The sequence below is a fragment of the Ktedonospora formicarum genome (assembly GCF_016587355.1).
Classification (GTDB): Bacteria; Chloroflexota; Ktedonobacteria; order Ktedonobacterales; family Ktedonobacteraceae; genus Ktedonobacter; species Ktedonobacter formicarum.
The window spans coordinates 35668-51455 of sequence record NZ_BNJF01000004.1; the positions used below are offsets into that span (position 1 = coordinate 35668).

The window sequence follows — 15788 nt, forward strand, 5'->3', positions numbered from 1 at the left end:
AGAGAGTATGAATATTGAGCGTTTCACCGAAAAAGCTCGTGAAGCCATCAATGAAGCTGGCCAGATCGCGAGAACAAACAATCATAGTCAGGTTGATGTAGAGCATCTCCTTGCAGCTCTGCTCAGTCAGGAAGGCGGAGTGGTACAGCAAGTTATCGCGAAGGCAGGAGGCAATCTTGAGGCAGCGCAGCGCCTGGTCAGCCAGGAACTTGAGCGCATGCCAAAGGTGTATGGTGGAAGCGAGCCAGGCATTTCACCGCGCCTGCGCAAGCTCCTGGAAGATGCATTTAAGGAGATGGGAGCCTTTCACGACGAGTATCTCAGCGTTGAGCACTTGTTGCTGGCCATGTTTACTATAAGCGATGGTGTAAGGCCAAAGGCGCTAGAAGCGGCAGGGCTTACACGTGACAAGGTGTTACAGGTTCTCACGTCCATCCGAGGAGGGCAACGCGTGACCGACCAGAATCCCGAAGGGAAATACCAGGCGCTCGAAAAATATGGCCGCAATCTCACGCTGCTGGCAGGGCAGGGAAAGCTCGACCCAGTCATCGGCAGAGACGCGGAGATCAGGCGTGTCATCCAGGTCCTAAGTCGTCGCACCAAGAATAACCCGGTCCTAATTGGAGAGCCGGGCGTCGGCAAGACCGCTATTGTAGAGGGATTAGCCCTGAGGATCATGCGCAGCGATGTGCCAAAGACACTGGTCGGCAAACAGATTATCGCTCTCGATCTCGGCGCACTCATCGCTGGCGCCAAGTATCGCGGTGAGTTCGAGGAACGACTTAAAGCCGTGCTCAAAGAGGTAATCGACTCCAACGGCAACATTATCCTCTTCATCGACGAGCTTCACACCCTGGTCGGTGCCGGGGCAGCGGAGGGGGCCATGGATGCCTCCAACATGCTCAAACCCTTGCTGGCCCGTGGCGAGCTCCACTGCATCGGTTCGACCACACTGGAGGAGTATCGCAAATACATTGAAAAAGATGCCGCGCTAGAGCGCCGCTTCCAGCCTGTCATGGTTGATGAGCCAACTGTTGAGGATACCATCAGTATCCTGCGCGGCCTCAAGCAGCGCTATGAGACCCACCATGGAGTACGCATCACCGACAGCGCCCTGGTCTCCGCAGCCGTCCTCTCCAAGCGCTACATCACCGACCGCTTCTTACCCGACAAGGCCATTGACCTGGTGGATGAGGCGGCCAGCCGCAAGCGTGTCGAGTTGGATAGCACCCCTACCGAGATCGACGCGCTGGATCGGCGTATTAGACAGTTGCAGATTGAACATGAAGCCCTGAAAAAGGAGTCCGATCCTGGCAGCCAGGAACGTCGTGCAAAAGTTGAACAGGAGATTGCCAATCTGCAAGAGCAGCTTAATGCCATGAAGCTCGCTCTCGAGCGCGAACGCGGACCTGTCGAGACCATGCGCAATATACAGCAAGAACTCGAACAGGCTCAGATAGAGCTGGAGAAAGCCGAGCTCGAGTACAACTTTGCCCGCGCAGCTGAACTGCGCCATGGCGTCATTCCCAGGCTGGAGCAGCAACTACACGAGATGGAGGAGAGGCTCGCCAATATCAAAGGCGTTCGTATGCTTAAAGAAGAGGTGGATGCCGAAGATATTGCTGAGGTTATCTCGCAATGGACCCATATTCCCGCGACCAGGCTCATGGAGGGTGAGATAGAGAAGCTGGTCCATATGGAGGATAACCTGCGTAAACGCGTTGTTGGGCAGAACCACGCACTACAAACGGTCTCCGACGCTATACGTCGCGCGCGAGCTGGACTGCAGGACCCCAACCGGCCGCTAGCCAGTTTCCTCTTCCTAGGTCCAACGGGCGTGGGGAAAACCGAGCTAGCGCGAGCACTCGCCGAATTCCTCTTCGATGACGAGCATGCCATTATTCGCATCGACATGTCCGAGTATATGGAGAGGCACAGTGTAGCACGCTTGATAGGCGCGCCTCCTGGCTATGTCGGCTATGAGGAGGGAGGTCAGTTGACGGAGGCCGTACGCCGTCGTCCCTATAGCGTCGTGCTCTTCGACGAAATCGAGAAAGCCGCGCCAGAGGTCTTCAACATCCTGCTCCAGGTGTTCGATGATGGTCGCCTGACTGATGGGCAGGGCCGCACTGTTGACTTCAAGAACACCGTCCTGATCATGACGAGTAACGTCGGAGCACTCTGGTTGCCTGAGCTTGAGAAACTGGAAGAGGATGAGGTCCAGCGCTCAGTCCGCCAGCGCTTGCGCGGGGAAGGCTTCCGTCCAGAATTCATCAATCGCATCGATGAAATCATCGTCTTCCACCCGATTTCGCGCGAACAGATGCGAGATATCGTCAATATCCAGCTGGATCGCCTGCGCCAGCGCCTGAGCGAGCGTCACATTACGCTCCAACTCACCAGCACTGCCCGTGATCGACTGGCCGAAATGGGATACGACGAGGAATTTGGTGCTCGTCCACTGAAGCGCGTCATTCAACGGGAGATCGAGAACCGCATCGCGCGCGAGCTGCTTGACGCCACAGTGCGTGACGGCGATACCATCGTCATTGATGTGAAGGATGGCAAGTTTACGCTTGAAGCGGTCAGGGTTGAGGTCCCTGAGGAAGTTCATGCGCGCAGGTAGCGGTTGTATGCCTTGAGCAAAATCACATGGAGGACAGAGAGGTGCTTGACAACGATGCATCTGCTTTGCCCTCCTGTCGGGTTCGAGACAACAAGTAATTGTCTTGTTTTATCTCTCCTGGCTTTTCAATGTACAACAAGCGGATTACTATGCGTCATGCGTGCTGGAGGCATAAGATGCAAAGACGATTTTCGATGTGGTGGCCATCTCTACTGCGGCATAGGGTACTCAGTGAAGGGATAGCCATTGCGCTAGTCGTCTCCATTGTCGCCGTTGTGGCTGGCTATCGCCTGAACTGGACTGGTTTTCAAGGGAGAACGCTCTGGGACTGGCTCAACCTTCTTGGTGTCCTGGCAATTCCAGTAGTAGTCGGCGTGGGGACGGCATGGATTAGCACTGAACAGGCGCGAGAAGCCGCCCTCCATGGCTACCTCGACAAAATGGCGGATCTCCTGTTGAGTGAGAATTTACGCCAATCAAAAACCAATGCAGAGGTGCGCGCTGTTGCCCGCACACGCACATGGACCATATTACGGCTCTTAGACCCCGATCGCAGAAGCATCCTCTTCACGTTTCTAGCGGAATCTGACCTGATTAATATCATCGATTTAAGCAAGGCCAATTTCAGCGGGGCCGATCTCAGCGGAGCAGACCTGCGCGGTGCCGATCTGCGCACAGCAAACCTGAGCAACGCTAATTTACGCGGGGCCAACCTTGATGGGCTTAATCTTCTGGCAGCAAATGTTACTATGGCACAACTTCTTCAAGCCAAATCACGTGAAGGAACAATCATGCCAACCCAAACAGAGGCTGAAACAACGAGAGACATCCCATAATTACTGCAAGAGTTATTCATTTCTGGGAGAAGCCTTGTAACTACTGCCAAATAATTATGCCCCCTACGACCAAGAAGGGATTGTCAGTACCAACTGGAACGAGCAAGAGATCATACACAGAGCCGGCAGTAACGGAACAGAAACCAAAGCATTCCTTCGTTACTGCCCGCTTTCACCTCTTAATGATGTCCTTTTTCATCATCTCCAGACGCACTCTCATTCTCTTCGGGGACAACAGACGCTTCCACTTGCCCCTCCAAGATGAAGACCATCTCCATCGCAGCCTGTGTTGCTGCTGCTTTCTTCGTCTTGCCCTCTCCTGTTGTAATCCGCTTCCTTCCAACATAAATCACAACGCATGGAGTGAACCCACGAGGGCGGGTCGGGTTCACTCCAACTCTTGTACAGCCTCATCCTTGTTCCTCTATACTAGAGACACCTGGCGCACACCGAATCCACCGTACTTGCATCTCCTCGACGGGGCGATCAAAAAAACTTGTTTGTGCGTCTACACGAAAGAGTTGAAAGAAATCTTCTGGCTCCAGGGCAACACGCAAGCGCTCCGCATAGGAATTCAACAATACTTGTTGATAATACGCACTATCATAGGCTAGTAGATCTGTGGAACGCCTGGGCACAGAAAAGGAAAGGGGCACTTGCGCCATTTCCTCGTTGTCTTCTTCAGCGTCTTTCAAAGGAGAAATATCGTCAACCTCATCGGGCAACCACACAGGAGCACCATTCGACGCGCGATAAAAACGAACACGCTCTCCGCTCTTCCACTGCTTTCTTCCCGCTGCCAACAACGCTTCGTATTGCGCCTCTTTCTGCTTGGTTCGACTGGCAAGATAGGCCTGCGTATCTTTGGTCAATCGGAGACGTGTCGCGACATCGGAGGCAGGAAGTGATCGTGTCCGTAGCGCCTGGAGCGTTTCCTGATAGTGTTGCTCGACTTCGACGAGATTGCCTTGCATTATACAACGCAAGGCCTGACGCAAAAACGCTCTCCATAGGGTTAAAGTTAAGTGGGATCACTTGCCCATAACCTCAAGAGTAAGCATCATGTGGTGGGGAGGAACAGGTAGTAAATGACCCGAAGAGTGAGCAGCTTTTGCCCAAGAGAACAAGCTTTTGCCCCGAAGAGCAAGCAGAAGCATTTTGACACCAGGAGGAAGAGCTTCTCACCTGGATTCGCCCATCACCATTTTGTAAATTAGGAGCACATTCGGTGTAAAGGTGATAATTCGATGGTTTTCCGCCGTTGAGTGAAACAATTTACAGCCTCTTCCTGGCCGGTGCCTAGCAACACAATATGCGTGTTGGCATTCGTCACAATGGTCGGATGGCGGGCGCGTCCATAGATATCGTCAAGCTGCGCAAAGTTCTGCGCGGCGTGGATTAACGCGACTCGACACGTGCGCAAGCGCGACCTCGGTGCGGTACACACCAACGAGGACGCCTCGGATCGACCGCCCGTCCCGCGTATGTACGACGACGGTGTCGGCCGTGACGGACTTGAGCCAGCTCACGCGCCCAGATTCGGGTGCAGGTCACGATGTCCCGTGTAGGCGCGAAGACGACGACCTACCAGACGAGTCCATCTAGATGGTTATGGCCGGAGAGCAGGCGAGCGATGCGCTTCTGCGCCGCTTCGCGTTCGTCAGGCTGGGGGTGGTGTGCGTTTTGCGCGAGTTCCCCGTACATGTCGTAGAAGTTCAACCGCTCACGCAGATGCTCACGCTCAAACAGTTCCGGATACGCGCCGTGCAGCCATCCGGGAACCTCGGTGAGTGTGGTCTCGTCGAGTCCCTGTTCGCCGGATACGGGTGGGAACGCTCGCGCCTTCGCGCACCAGTGCAGGATATTGTCGAGCTCGACATCCGCCGGCTGAGCCAACGCCTCGGCGAAGTCGATAAGACCAGTGACGCGTCCTTGGTCGACGATCACGTTGGATCCATGTAAATCACCATGGACGAGGACGGGTTCGTCGGCGGCGAACAACGCCAGCCGCTCCTGGATCCAATCAGTGACGTCGGCGAGCAGGCGCGCGTCATGGCCGGGCCGTCGCCGGGCATCCTCGACCAGCTGGAGCGCCGCACTCACCACGGGTGGGTGGAACGCAGCCCACGGCTTCTTCCCGGCGATTGCGTGGGCCAGCCAGGGTGGCAGCAGGCCTGCCGGGACAGGAATCCAGTGAAGGGCGCGCAACGCAGCGCCGAGGCTTTCGATGATTGCTTGGCGCGTTTGCGAGTCCGCCGTCGGCCATGCTTCGTGCAGGGTTCGGCCGGGCAGGCGTTCGGAGATGTACCACGGCCCGTCCGGGCCGTCGCCGTGGGCGAGATGCCGGGCGTGTGGGACCTCGCTGCCGGCGAGCAGGTTGACGACGGTAGCTTCGTGGCGATACGCGTCGCGGTGCCGTTCGTCGGTGTTCAGTCGTACGACGTATTCGTCGCCGACCCACGCCCGGCTCACCCAGCCGGCCTTGGAAACAAAGCCGCCGGTTGCTGGCAGACCAGCGGCCGTCAGGATCCTCAGCAGCACCAGATCGGTAACCGGCTCGACGACTACCGGTGCTTGCTCGTTCATGCGTTTTTCCCCCTTCTAACTCGCCCTGGCCGATTGTCGGCCAGGGCCATTATATCATGACAAGTACGCTATCGCGATCAGCTTTCGGTGCTTGATCGACTCCAGCAGCCAGGACGGAGGCCGACCGCCTTGCTTTTTGTGGTACTCTCGCCAGTGGCAGCGAGTACACACGACCACCAGGATTTCAGGCTCATAGCTCAGGTTATGCGCCTGGAGCCATACAAAGACATCACGCTCTAAAAATTCGCTATACCGTTTGGAACCATGCACCGCGCCGCACTTCGTACACTTCCAGTTCGCCGCCTCTTTGGCGGCCCGTGACTGTAAATTGTTTCATTCAATGGCGGAAAACCATCGAATTATCACCTTTACACCGAATGTGCTCCTAATTTACAAAATGGTGATGGGCGAATCCAGGTGAGAAGCTCTTCCTCCTGGTGTCAAAATGCTTCTGCTCGCTCTTCGGGGCAAAAGCTTGTTCTCTTGGGCAAAAGCTGCTCACTCTTCGGATCATTTACTAACAGGTGACCCCCTCCAGCTGGAGCCGCCAAACGGTCCCCGCACAATCTCTTCCTTGCCCACCGTGCATACTCCCTCCACGGTGTCTTCCAGCCGTCTGCCGAGCCCACACCGCGTCCCCGCCTGCCCGGTGCGGGTTACTTCACAAGTACCATATCGTGTCAAGACAAGCGCGCCCCCCGCCTCCTTGCCCTTCCGCCTGCGCGGTCTTGACACGATATGGTACACTTTCCCATCCCGCACGGGCGGCAGCTTCAAAACCATTCCTTTAGGGTCTGGTTGCATCTCTGCCACATAATGGTGAGGTGTAGCTAGCAAGCAGTAAAGGAATGGACCATGAACGAGATCGATTGGAAGTGGTGTCCTCGTGTCGCCGCTCACGAGATCACCCGTAACTTTTTGCTTTCCCAGGCACGCTTGCAAAAAGCCCGACAGACCCTTGAGGCATACGGCAGAGATCTTGACGATCTCCTCGAAGACTTTGCGAATCTGCCCTTCGCGGATGTCATTGAAGCTGATAGCGGTCTGCTTGAGCAGTACATTGATGGTTTGTACAATCGTCCTCCCAAACATGGGGCAAGCTCACAGCCCCAGATTACGCGCATCACGAAAACTCGTCTATCTTTGGCCACCATTCGGCGGCGCGTTGGGACCGCCAGACGTTTCTACCAGTGGCTCATCGACCGCCGACTGAGAGCAGATCTGGTCAACCCGGTTCCAAAGGGGGCAAAGGGAGAGAGTCGAGGTCCCGTTCCACCAGCTCGGCAAGAACCCTGGTTCCCTGATGACGCCGCCTGGGAACGGATCTTGCGTCACTTTCTCGACCACGAATCGCTACGTAACCAGGTTTTGCTGTTTGTCTGCTACGATGGGGCCTTGCGACGAGAAGAATGCCTGCGCTTACGAGTCGAGGATATCGATGATGCTTCCGTCACAATCACCGTGCGAGCGGATATTACCAAGAATCGGAAAGAGCGCCTGGTAGCACTTTCACCTATTACCTACAAGAAACTCCATCAGTACGTGACGCGTGAGCGTGCTCGCTTGATTGAGGATTACGGAGGTGACCCCAACGGGGTCATTTTCCTTTCTGAATCCCATCGTAACCCAGGCCGGCCCCTCTCTGTCTGGACCTTTCAGGATGTCATCAAGAAGGTGCGTAAGCTGGTTGGTACGCCAGCGCTTACTCCCCACAAATTGCGTCACCTGGGGCTCAATGATCTTCTGCGTGGAGGGATGGAGCTTCATGAGGTAAGCTACTACGCAGGACATGCCTCATTGGAGTCCACCAACCCCTACCTACATCCGCAACGTGAGGAAGTGGCACGCAAGGTTCGCAAAGCCACCAAATGGCGCGATGAGCAGGTGAAACGATTGATTGAGGAGAACGAGTCCCATGGGTAAATTACCAGCGATGCAGGTCAGTAGACAAGAGGAATGGCAGATGCCGCTCTACCAAGAGCAGTATGATCGAAGCCCTGCGTTGACTCCAGCCGAGCGAGAAGCACTGGCTGAAGTGGCAATTCTCCCACCATCATGCCATCGGTATGACCTCGTACGCAAGGTCCTCTCGGCTGAAGCACTGACTCGTCTCCTGCGACCACTTCAGGATGCGTATGATCTCAAGCAGTGCCATCCTGGGGGTCGCATTCCCTATCTTCGCCACATGTGCTTGCAGATGTCCCAGATGAATAAGTCTTTTTGGGCTTGGTCGAAGGAAGAGTGGCTCAATGGCGCCACAAGTGCGCATATTACTTACAAAAAAACCGGGGTAGCAATTACGATGCGCGTGACTGCCTATCTCTTGTGTGGTCTGCTCATTATCGAAGATCGGTATTTTGCTGCCCATCTAGCACGTCTGGTCTTTGGAACCACGGAGGTAGCCAGGGAATACCAAAAGGTAGCTACTGTCATTTATGGTTCCGATGGCCTTGGGTATATGAGAAACAGAACGCGAGACAACCAACTTCAAGCAACACTTGTACTTGCTATGCTCATTAATCGGAATCCCCATATTGAGGTGTTCACGACTGAGTGCCTGCAAGCTACTCAACAGCTACTGACGTACTATGGTTATCAACAAGTCTTTCGTTGGATGATCCGTGCACTGGTCTACCTCAAGATTGTCGAAGAGACAGCCTTTGCAGATCTCTTCGGCAGTGTTGAAGAAGCTTCTGCCTGGTGGGAGTACACAAAGCTAGATGTCGATCCTACCTGGTTAGCCTGGGTGCAAGCCTATATCACTCAGACGGTGAGAGGAGATGAGCATTACCGAAAAGGTGAATTCCATCATCTGCTCCTCGCCGGACGCTGGCTCAAAAGATATCATCCAGAGATTGTCGAGCCTGCCCAATGGAATGAACCTATCGGATACGAATATGTCACCTGGGTCTGTCAGGCGAAAAGGACTGAACTCGTGTTAGAGTCGCCTCGTATCCCTCGTGATACATCCCAAGCTCAGGTGCCATTGCAGGCAAAAACAATTAATGATCGCATTGGTTCCGTTAGGCGCTTCTTCCTTGCACTCCAAAGACGACCCTATCAAGTAAGTGGGTACACAGCACAACGGTTGGTACTTCCTTGGGACCCACTTGAGGTATTGGGCACACCAGAAAACATCAAAAGGCAGATCGGTCCCAATCCACGCACGCTTGATCCTGCCTGGTGGCAGAAATTAACCTGGGCAGCAGCAACATTAAGCGCACAAGACCTCTCTGCTTACGGCGGTATTATGTATCCGTTGGCCTTCTACAGGGCAGTAGCTCTTGTGTGGGTGACTGGGGCCAGACGTGCTGATGAAATCAGGCGCTTAAAGATTGGGTGCGTGAGCCGAGAATGGGCACCAGAGATGCGTGATGAGGATGGCAACCAGGTAGAGCCAGAGGAACATTTCGCGTATTTACGGATTCCCGTCAATAAGAAGCGAGGTGAGTTCTGGATCCCCATACCGACGTACACGGCTGACGCCATTGAGATGTGGGAACAACTCCGCCCGAAGTTGCAGGGTCCACAGATCGACAGCAAGGAGCATAAACCCACCGAGTATCTCTTCATGATGCGCAATCAGCTCATGGGAAAGAAATTTCTGAACGATTCAATCATCCCGCTGCTGTGCCAGATCTCAAAGTTGGTCGACGAAGATGACGTTCCGTTGCGTGATGCTGTCGGCAAAATTACATCTCATCGCGCCAGGTCCACGCTAGCCACCTGGCTGCGCAGTAACGGACTCTCACTTCCCTACATCGCGAAACTGCTGGGATACACGGATCTCAAATCGCTCCCCTGGTACATGCGTGAAGACAAACATCGATTTGCGCGTGAGGTGCGCAAGCACAATCCACTGAACCGGATGGTGACCGCGATTCTGGACACAGAGGCCATCAAACGAGGGGCGGGCAAACCGGCGGTATTCTACTATCTGGGCACTGGGGAGGATGGCCGTCCCACTTTGTGTGCGAGTCCTGACTACAGTACCTGTGTCCACCAGATGCAATGCAGGAAATGCGAAATGTTTGTCGAAGCCGAGCAAGCCGAAGTCATTGAGCGTCGTCCAGGCACATTAATCATTGAGGTCCATATCCCCACTCCTCCTCTGGTCGAAGAAAACCTCAACCAGGAAGGAGTGGGTGAGGAAATTACGAAGTGCCTTCCCGCCCCAGAAGTGCCTACCCCAGCCTATCATTTCAACAAAAACGTGCCTCCTCGCAGCAGTGATGCTGACCTGCAGCAGATGAAGCAAGATCTGGAAGCATTGACCGCCGAATGGGCGGAAAAAGCCGGAAAATTTGACCTGCGCAGTGTCGCTATGAAGTCCCTCAAGAAGCGTATGGCAGCTCTGGCCGCAAAGATTGAGGAGCGGGAGAGCAAACTGCCGGTGCCAGTCGACAGCTCACTCAGCACTGACCAGAATAGCTGATCTACTTTGACCAGAATCCGATAGCGTAACGTTACGGTTGGATAGGGGTGCGCCAAGAATTTTTGCAACCGGTGAGCACACAAGCATGGCAGGAAAAGAGTCGGCCAACATCTTCCCCTTGCCTCGCCGGAGTCATGCAACAAACCACTGCCACAAGCAGTGTAGAGGTATGACAAAGATCCTGGAGAATATGCGCAAGAGGCATATTCTCCAGGATCTTTGTCATACCTCTTGTTGGAGAACAGAGCGTATCGCACTCGTGATGAGTGTGGTGCCACCGGCGCACTATTCTCCCATCTTGCTGCCTGAGATTTGCTCTCACGGGATCTTTCCAAACTGCTCAGGCAGATACATTTTTCGCTCGCCTCGTTTAATGGTTACCTGAGAGAGAACCCAAGCCGTTGTAGAGCATCTGCACGCACCGGTGTATAAAATGCTCAACACTTTCAGGATCGTCGGTATAGGGGCTCGTCTGTTTCTCAATAATGAGGATAGCGATACCGTGAAGTAACGACCAGAGTACAGCTCCCAATTCGCCTATGTCCCCCTTGACGATGGTATTGGTCTCTTGTCCATGCTTGATAGCTCTCATAAACATTTTGAGTACGTCATGGGTTGAGGCAATGAGCGTCGGATAGAGGTTGCGGTCAATAGCCAAACCACTAAACATCTCACGCATCAACCAAGGATTCTCTTGAGCGAAGGAAACATACGCTCGCGCGAGAGCTTGCAACTGGCCAAGGGTGTCAGCAGAGGCCTCTTCAAGCGCATTCTGGATACGCTTCGCCAGTCGATGAAAGCCCTCTTCGGTAATGCTAGCGATCAACGCCTGCTTATCCGCGAAGTGGCTATAAGGGGCGGCTTGGCTGACTCCGACTCTGCGAGCGACTTTACGCAGATCGAGAGCAGCCGCCCCCCCCTCTGAAAGAAGCTCCAAACCGGCTTGAATTAAGGCATTGCGTAAGTTGCCATGATGATAGCGTTGCGGCTTGTGATGATCCGCATTGGGCATAAGTCCTTTCTCCTGACCAGAATAGTTGCTCATCCTACGAGCATATCTTGACAGTGTTAAGATCTTCGCCTATAATCTTAACGACGTTAAGATATCACGATCTGAGTGAACTTGCAAGACACTGCATGGACACATAGACGAAAACGAAGGAATACTGACAAAATGCTTCAAAAAAACCGCCTGCAATTTCTCTTCTCTATGAAGGAAAACCTGGCTGTCCTATTGCCGATAGAAAAGGCCGAAGGCCTTGAGTTCCCTGGACGATGGCTTGGAGGAAGTACCATGATCCTGGGCCCCCTCTTACTGCTCATAGGGGTTGTTCTCCGGCTGCCCTTCTCCTTCTTCTTTCCCGCGCAGCTTGCAGCCTTTGAAAACTATCCGACACTGATGTTTGTCTCTTACAGTGCTTTCGCCGCAGGGAATGTCCTTCTGTGGCCTGCCATTTTTTTGCTTGCGAGGCGTATTGGAACCACAAGACCAGGTTGGGCGCTGTTTGGTGGTGCTTTTGTGATCTTCGGACTTTTTGCTCGCACATTTCATGCTGGTGCGGACCATCTTGCCTTCCAATTAGTCCATGTCCAGAATCTAGAGCTTGCGACGAAGGCGGTTGCTGATTCCTACGGAACCTATCACATTTTCCATGCCGCCTCACCTGCCATTATCCTGGGCTGGGTGGTACTTGCAATTGGCGCATATAGCTCTAGGACGATGGGGTGGTTTCGCTCCGTTGCATTGGGACTCACGGCAACACTTCCTCTTGGCATCCTCAAAGGTACCACGCCTTTCTCTGTCGTTGCCACTCTTGGGCTCTGTGTTGCTCTCATACCACAGGGTGTCCAGATACTGTGCGCAGGTCCCAGACCGCAGGTTCGAGTCATCATCCGCTGGCTTCTTTTTCTCATCGGGCTTGCCATCACATTCTTCCTTATCGGCGAAGCGGGATAATTACCAGTCATACCTTTGGCCTCTCGATGTGAAACTGACAAGAAGAAGAGGTTCACCTTCTCTTCTTGTCTTTCTGATAGCGTTGTTCTCTCCCATCGTCTCATCTCTCCATTGCCCTTGATGAGCTCGACGCAAAAAAACTTGCCGCACCCGTTGGATAGTTGGATACGCGCGTTATCCGTAACATGCTTAGCGGTTACGATTAGCGGACAGGAGATGGCTCGCTATGGGGACGTGCAAAAAGTGTGGGGCTCAACTCACCGGTCGAGCGAACCAACAGTTCTGCGACAACAAGAACAAGTGCAAGATGGCCTACTGGCGTGAGCAGCACAAGCAGGACCAGACGCAAGGTGCTACGCTCACAGAAACGCTTTCCGAACTGGCCGATCTCCGCGCAAAGGAAGAGGACCAGAAGCGCATCATCCAAGAGCAAGCGCAGCGCTTAGAGGAGCAAGAGCAGGAACTGTTTCAGATCAGAAGAAAGCTCGATGTGGACCGATGGTACCACAAAGACACGCAGGTCAGAGGCTTCAAAGGCTGGCTGAGGAAACAATCACAGCAGGTCAGAGGGGATCTGGGTCAACGCATCCTGGCTGATGACCTCTTGTTGTTACGCGGGAGCCGCGCAGGATATGAGTCAAGAATGCGCAGCCAGCACTATTCACAAGAGGATCTGCAGGAGTTTGCCCATCTCTGGAAACTGATGCTGCTTGATGGATACTCGTGAGGCTCCATCCGTAACGGTTACGGATAACTTCGTGGTTCACTGGCGTCAGCTGCACGGTGTACCCTTTCAGCATGCTAAGCTAAACAATGAGACTGGAAAGTAATCCCACATAATTCTGAGCGGCTCGACCGCATGGCCGCCCCTCGCACAATCATATCGCCCGAATAGGTCAACAAAGCATAATTCTTGATCGCATACGAGAGCATCGCGGCATAGCGCGCTTCATATTCCAGCTTCACCCCATCAGGTAACGTCGCGGCCACCTCATTGACCAAGGTCCGTTCTTGCGCTTCCCCCCATTCACGGGGAACCGCAAAGTATACCCCATCGGTATCCGCTTCAATCGGCACCATGCCTCGCTCTCGCAAGATTCCAAGAATCCCATCAAGGAGAGCTCTGCCTCGCTTGGTGATCTCATTTGCCGCTTCCAGGTCCGCAAAGAGCGCCATCGAGGTGGCACCCAGATACCCGTACGCAGCATTAATGACCGTTTTCATAGCAGCCTGCGTGCCATCATGCTGATTGGCTTCCATTGAACCAGAAGGGGCTTCTCGCGCTGCTCGTTTGTGGGCAAGGCGTAGCTCTGTTAAGCGATCCATAAAATGCAAAAACGCCCCCAGGCGATCGCACTTGGGTCCAATTCGAAAAGCGCGAATCAGCGAGGGATACAGCGAGGCCACATCTGCTTTGACGACATGCTCCGCCACACCTTCTGCCAACAAATATGAGGCACCACCTTGATGCTGTCCATAACGTTCCTCCTGCCCGGATGTGTAGGGCGGCAAGGCGGCCTCTGCTCGCAGGTATGCCCGAACCAACATCGGTTCAAGAATGCCCATGGCAGGACCGGCTGAGGCTACTCGCTCATAGCGACGAGGAGCCATTGCGGCAAGGGCAAAGGCAGCCCCCATCAGGCGACGTGAGAGCCCATCTACCTCACGCACGTCATCAAGCGCATATCGGCGTACCAGATCTGGATGGTGTTGATAGGTCTCGTAGATCTTGCTCCCTTCAAGGTACACACGTTCTGGAGCGGCTATGCCAAAGTAGCGGGCAACTTCCTTGAGACGATACGACGGCAAAGAGCGCGCAACGAAATCATACCGAAAAACAGCATCCAGAGTATCGATCAGCTCTCGTCCGGCAATGCTATAGCGCTTGCGTTTCCTGCGATGAGGTCCTGCTTCCTCAAATGATTCCAGTGGTAGCGGAGCTCCATCTCGTCCAAGCAGCAACGGGACATGAAGAGCCTGAGCTCGGGCCTCAAGAAAGGGAAGATCAAAACCAAACAGATTATGATTCTCAATCACATCAGGATCCAGGTGGCGAATTAAAGTGCACAGCTCGGTAATGAGGGTAGGCTCCTCTTGAGGGGTGGCTGCTTCTAAAATTTGTTCATGCCCCCGATTGTCTCGGATCGCCACCAGAAAAATGCGACCCTGTGAAGGGTCAAGTGAGGTCGTTTCCAGATCAAATTGCAAGCGGTGCAGATCATCATACGCCATTCCCCGAAAGAAGACACGGCCAGTCTGCATCAGATACTGTTCCACAGAGCCAACGCGATAATAGTCCTCCCACAAGGATCCTAGCGAGGTGACCTGCCGTCCCAGGCGTTGTGAGGCTCCCGCAAGCAGCATCCGTTCAAGTATTCGACCATCACGAGCTGACAGCAGATACTGAAATGAGCCTACAGAGCCGTCCAATATGCGATAACTGATTGGAGAGTGATCCATGTCCCAGGAAAGCGTCGTTGGAGGCTGCGAGTGAAGCATGGGGAGATCCTCTAACGTTCGTGCAAAGAGCCAGGAACGAAACGATGCTTGGGTACAGATCACCTGCTCATCTTGTCGTTGCCAGATAAGCGCTTTCCCTGTTCGGGTTGCCCAGATGGAGACAATGCCAGGCGTCGGATCCCAGCCAAAGAGCATCTCATCATGTTGATGGGCAGGAACACTCACGTTGGAATCAGTAGTCACTCATTCTTCCTTTCGCATCAGACCGTTTTTCTCTATGAACATGTTACATACAAGCCATATACTGTTCATGATACTGGTGAAAGAGGTAAAATTCCATCCTGATTGAGGACATCACACAGATATGAACGTATGCAAGGAGAAGAGCAAGAATGCATCGTGCTGGCTTCGAAAAAAAGAGCGCTTCCCTGGCGAGCTTACCTCCGCGTCATTTCTGCCTGAGTATGCACCTAGATTGTTGACAACAAACCAGGCATTGCGATTTGTATGAAGATGTAGAAAAGAAAAGCGGTAATGCTCTGCGACGAGCATTACCGCTCTTTCTAGAGATGGTATTTCTCACACCTGACCTAACCATGTGGATAAATGGCATTCGGTGTAGCTCCACTGCCAGCAGCGGCCATGTATCCCATATCAGTATGGGCAATGATGCTATAGGAAACAAGACAGATAATAAAGAACATGAGTAGAGCGAGCGGAATCAGAGCAATCATCCGATTTTTGTGCAACGCGATGACATTCACGAGCAACCCATCCTTTCAAGGGCCCAAATGTGGCTTGTCCTCTGTCAGGTACGAGGATATATTACATGAGGTCCATACGCCACACTCATGCCAGGGGCAACAGAAGGATTTATTCCATGAGGAT

The 15788-nt window shown here is 53.6% G+C and carries 14 protein-coding genes; 6 read left to right on the plus strand and 8 right to left on the minus strand.

The features are described from left to right. Positions 1 to 7: 7 nt before the first annotated feature. Both clpB and K3T82_RS31725 read left to right on the plus strand, forming a co-directional pair. Positions 8 to 2626 (plus strand): ATP-dependent chaperone ClpB, encoded by a 2619-nt coding sequence (gene clpB / locus K3T82_RS31720; protein ID WP_220197551.1) that lies wholly within the window; start codon positions 8 to 10, stop codon positions 2624 to 2626. A 176-nt stretch (positions 2627 to 2802) separates the two neighbouring features. Then, a complete protein-coding gene (locus tag K3T82_RS31725; RefSeq protein WP_220197552.1) occupies positions 2803 to 3462 on the plus strand; it encodes a pentapeptide repeat-containing protein in 660 nt (219 codons plus the stop codon). A gap of 179 nt (positions 3463 to 3641) precedes the next feature. On the opposite strand, the gene K3T82_RS50250 is transcribed toward K3T82_RS31725, so the two are convergent. From K3T82_RS50250 to K3T82_RS31750, 5 genes are all read right to left on the minus strand, one after another. Further along, positions 3642 to 3854, minus strand: a complete 213-nt coding sequence (locus tag K3T82_RS50250) for a putative dsRNA-binding protein (protein WP_220197553.1) — start codon at positions 3852 to 3854, stop codon at positions 3642 to 3644. Between the two features lie 18 nt (positions 3855 to 3872). Then, a complete protein-coding gene (locus tag K3T82_RS31735; protein WP_236031684.1) occupies positions 3873 to 4460 on the minus strand; it encodes a hypothetical protein in 588 nt (195 codons plus the stop codon). 215 nt (positions 4461 to 4675) lie between these two features. Next, a complete protein-coding gene (locus K3T82_RS50255) occupies positions 4676 to 4909 on the minus strand; it encodes a TraM recognition domain-containing protein (RefSeq protein ID WP_220197554.1) in 234 nt (77 codons plus the stop codon). 137 nt (positions 4910 to 5046) lie between these two features. Continuing rightward, positions 5047 to 6048 (minus strand): phosphotransferase family protein, encoded by a 1002-nt coding sequence (locus K3T82_RS31745; protein ID WP_220197555.1) that lies wholly within the window; start codon positions 6046 to 6048, stop codon positions 5047 to 5049. A gap of 54 nt (positions 6049 to 6102) precedes the next feature. Then, complete coding sequence (locus K3T82_RS31750) at positions 6103 to 6318, minus strand: hypothetical protein (RefSeq protein ID WP_220197556.1); 216 nt, start codon at positions 6316 to 6318, stop codon at positions 6103 to 6105. Positions 6319 to 6903: 585 nt separating this feature from the next. Between K3T82_RS31750 and K3T82_RS31755 the strand changes: the two genes are divergently transcribed. Together K3T82_RS31755 and K3T82_RS31760 are read left to right on the plus strand one after the other, a co-directional pair. Continuing rightward, positions 6904 to 7971: a tyrosine-type recombinase/integrase gene (locus K3T82_RS31755; protein WP_220197557.1), complete on the plus strand. Its 1068-nt coding sequence runs from the start codon at positions 6904 to 6906 to the stop codon at positions 7969 to 7971. Then, positions 7964 to 10483 (plus strand): tyrosine-type recombinase/integrase, encoded by a 2520-nt coding sequence (locus tag K3T82_RS31760; RefSeq protein ID WP_220197558.1) that lies wholly within the window; start codon positions 7964 to 7966, stop codon positions 10481 to 10483. Before K3T82_RS31755 ends, K3T82_RS31760 begins: the two co-directional genes overlap by 8 nt. A gap of 370 nt (positions 10484 to 10853) precedes the next feature. Here K3T82_RS31760 and K3T82_RS31765 read toward each other — a convergent pair whose 3' ends face one another. Further along, complete coding sequence (locus K3T82_RS31765) at positions 10854 to 11495, minus strand: TetR/AcrR family transcriptional regulator (protein WP_220197559.1); 642 nt, start codon at positions 11493 to 11495, stop codon at positions 10854 to 10856. A 162-nt stretch (positions 11496 to 11657) separates the two neighbouring features. Between K3T82_RS31765 and K3T82_RS31770 the strand changes: the two genes are divergently transcribed. Both K3T82_RS31770 and K3T82_RS31775 read left to right on the plus strand, forming a co-directional pair. Continuing rightward, on the plus strand, positions 11658 to 12440 hold the full coding sequence (locus K3T82_RS31770; RefSeq protein WP_220197560.1) for a hypothetical protein: 783 nt from the start codon (positions 11658 to 11660) through the stop codon (positions 12438 to 12440). A 226-nt stretch (positions 12441 to 12666) separates the two neighbouring features. Then, positions 12667 to 13167, plus strand: a complete 501-nt coding sequence (locus K3T82_RS31775) for a hypothetical protein (RefSeq protein WP_220197561.1) — start codon at positions 12667 to 12669, stop codon at positions 13165 to 13167. Between the two features lie 74 nt (positions 13168 to 13241). Here K3T82_RS31775 and K3T82_RS31780 read toward each other — a convergent pair whose 3' ends face one another. Beyond that, positions 13242 to 15143: a 3'-5' exonuclease gene (locus K3T82_RS31780; protein ID WP_236031685.1), complete on the minus strand. Its 1902-nt coding sequence runs from the start codon at positions 15141 to 15143 to the stop codon at positions 13242 to 13244. Between the two features lie 347 nt (positions 15144 to 15490). Next, entirely contained in the window at positions 15491 to 15664 is a 174-nt protein-coding gene (locus tag K3T82_RS31785; protein WP_220197562.1) for a hypothetical protein, read from the minus strand. Positions 15665 to 15788: the final 124 nt, after the last annotated feature.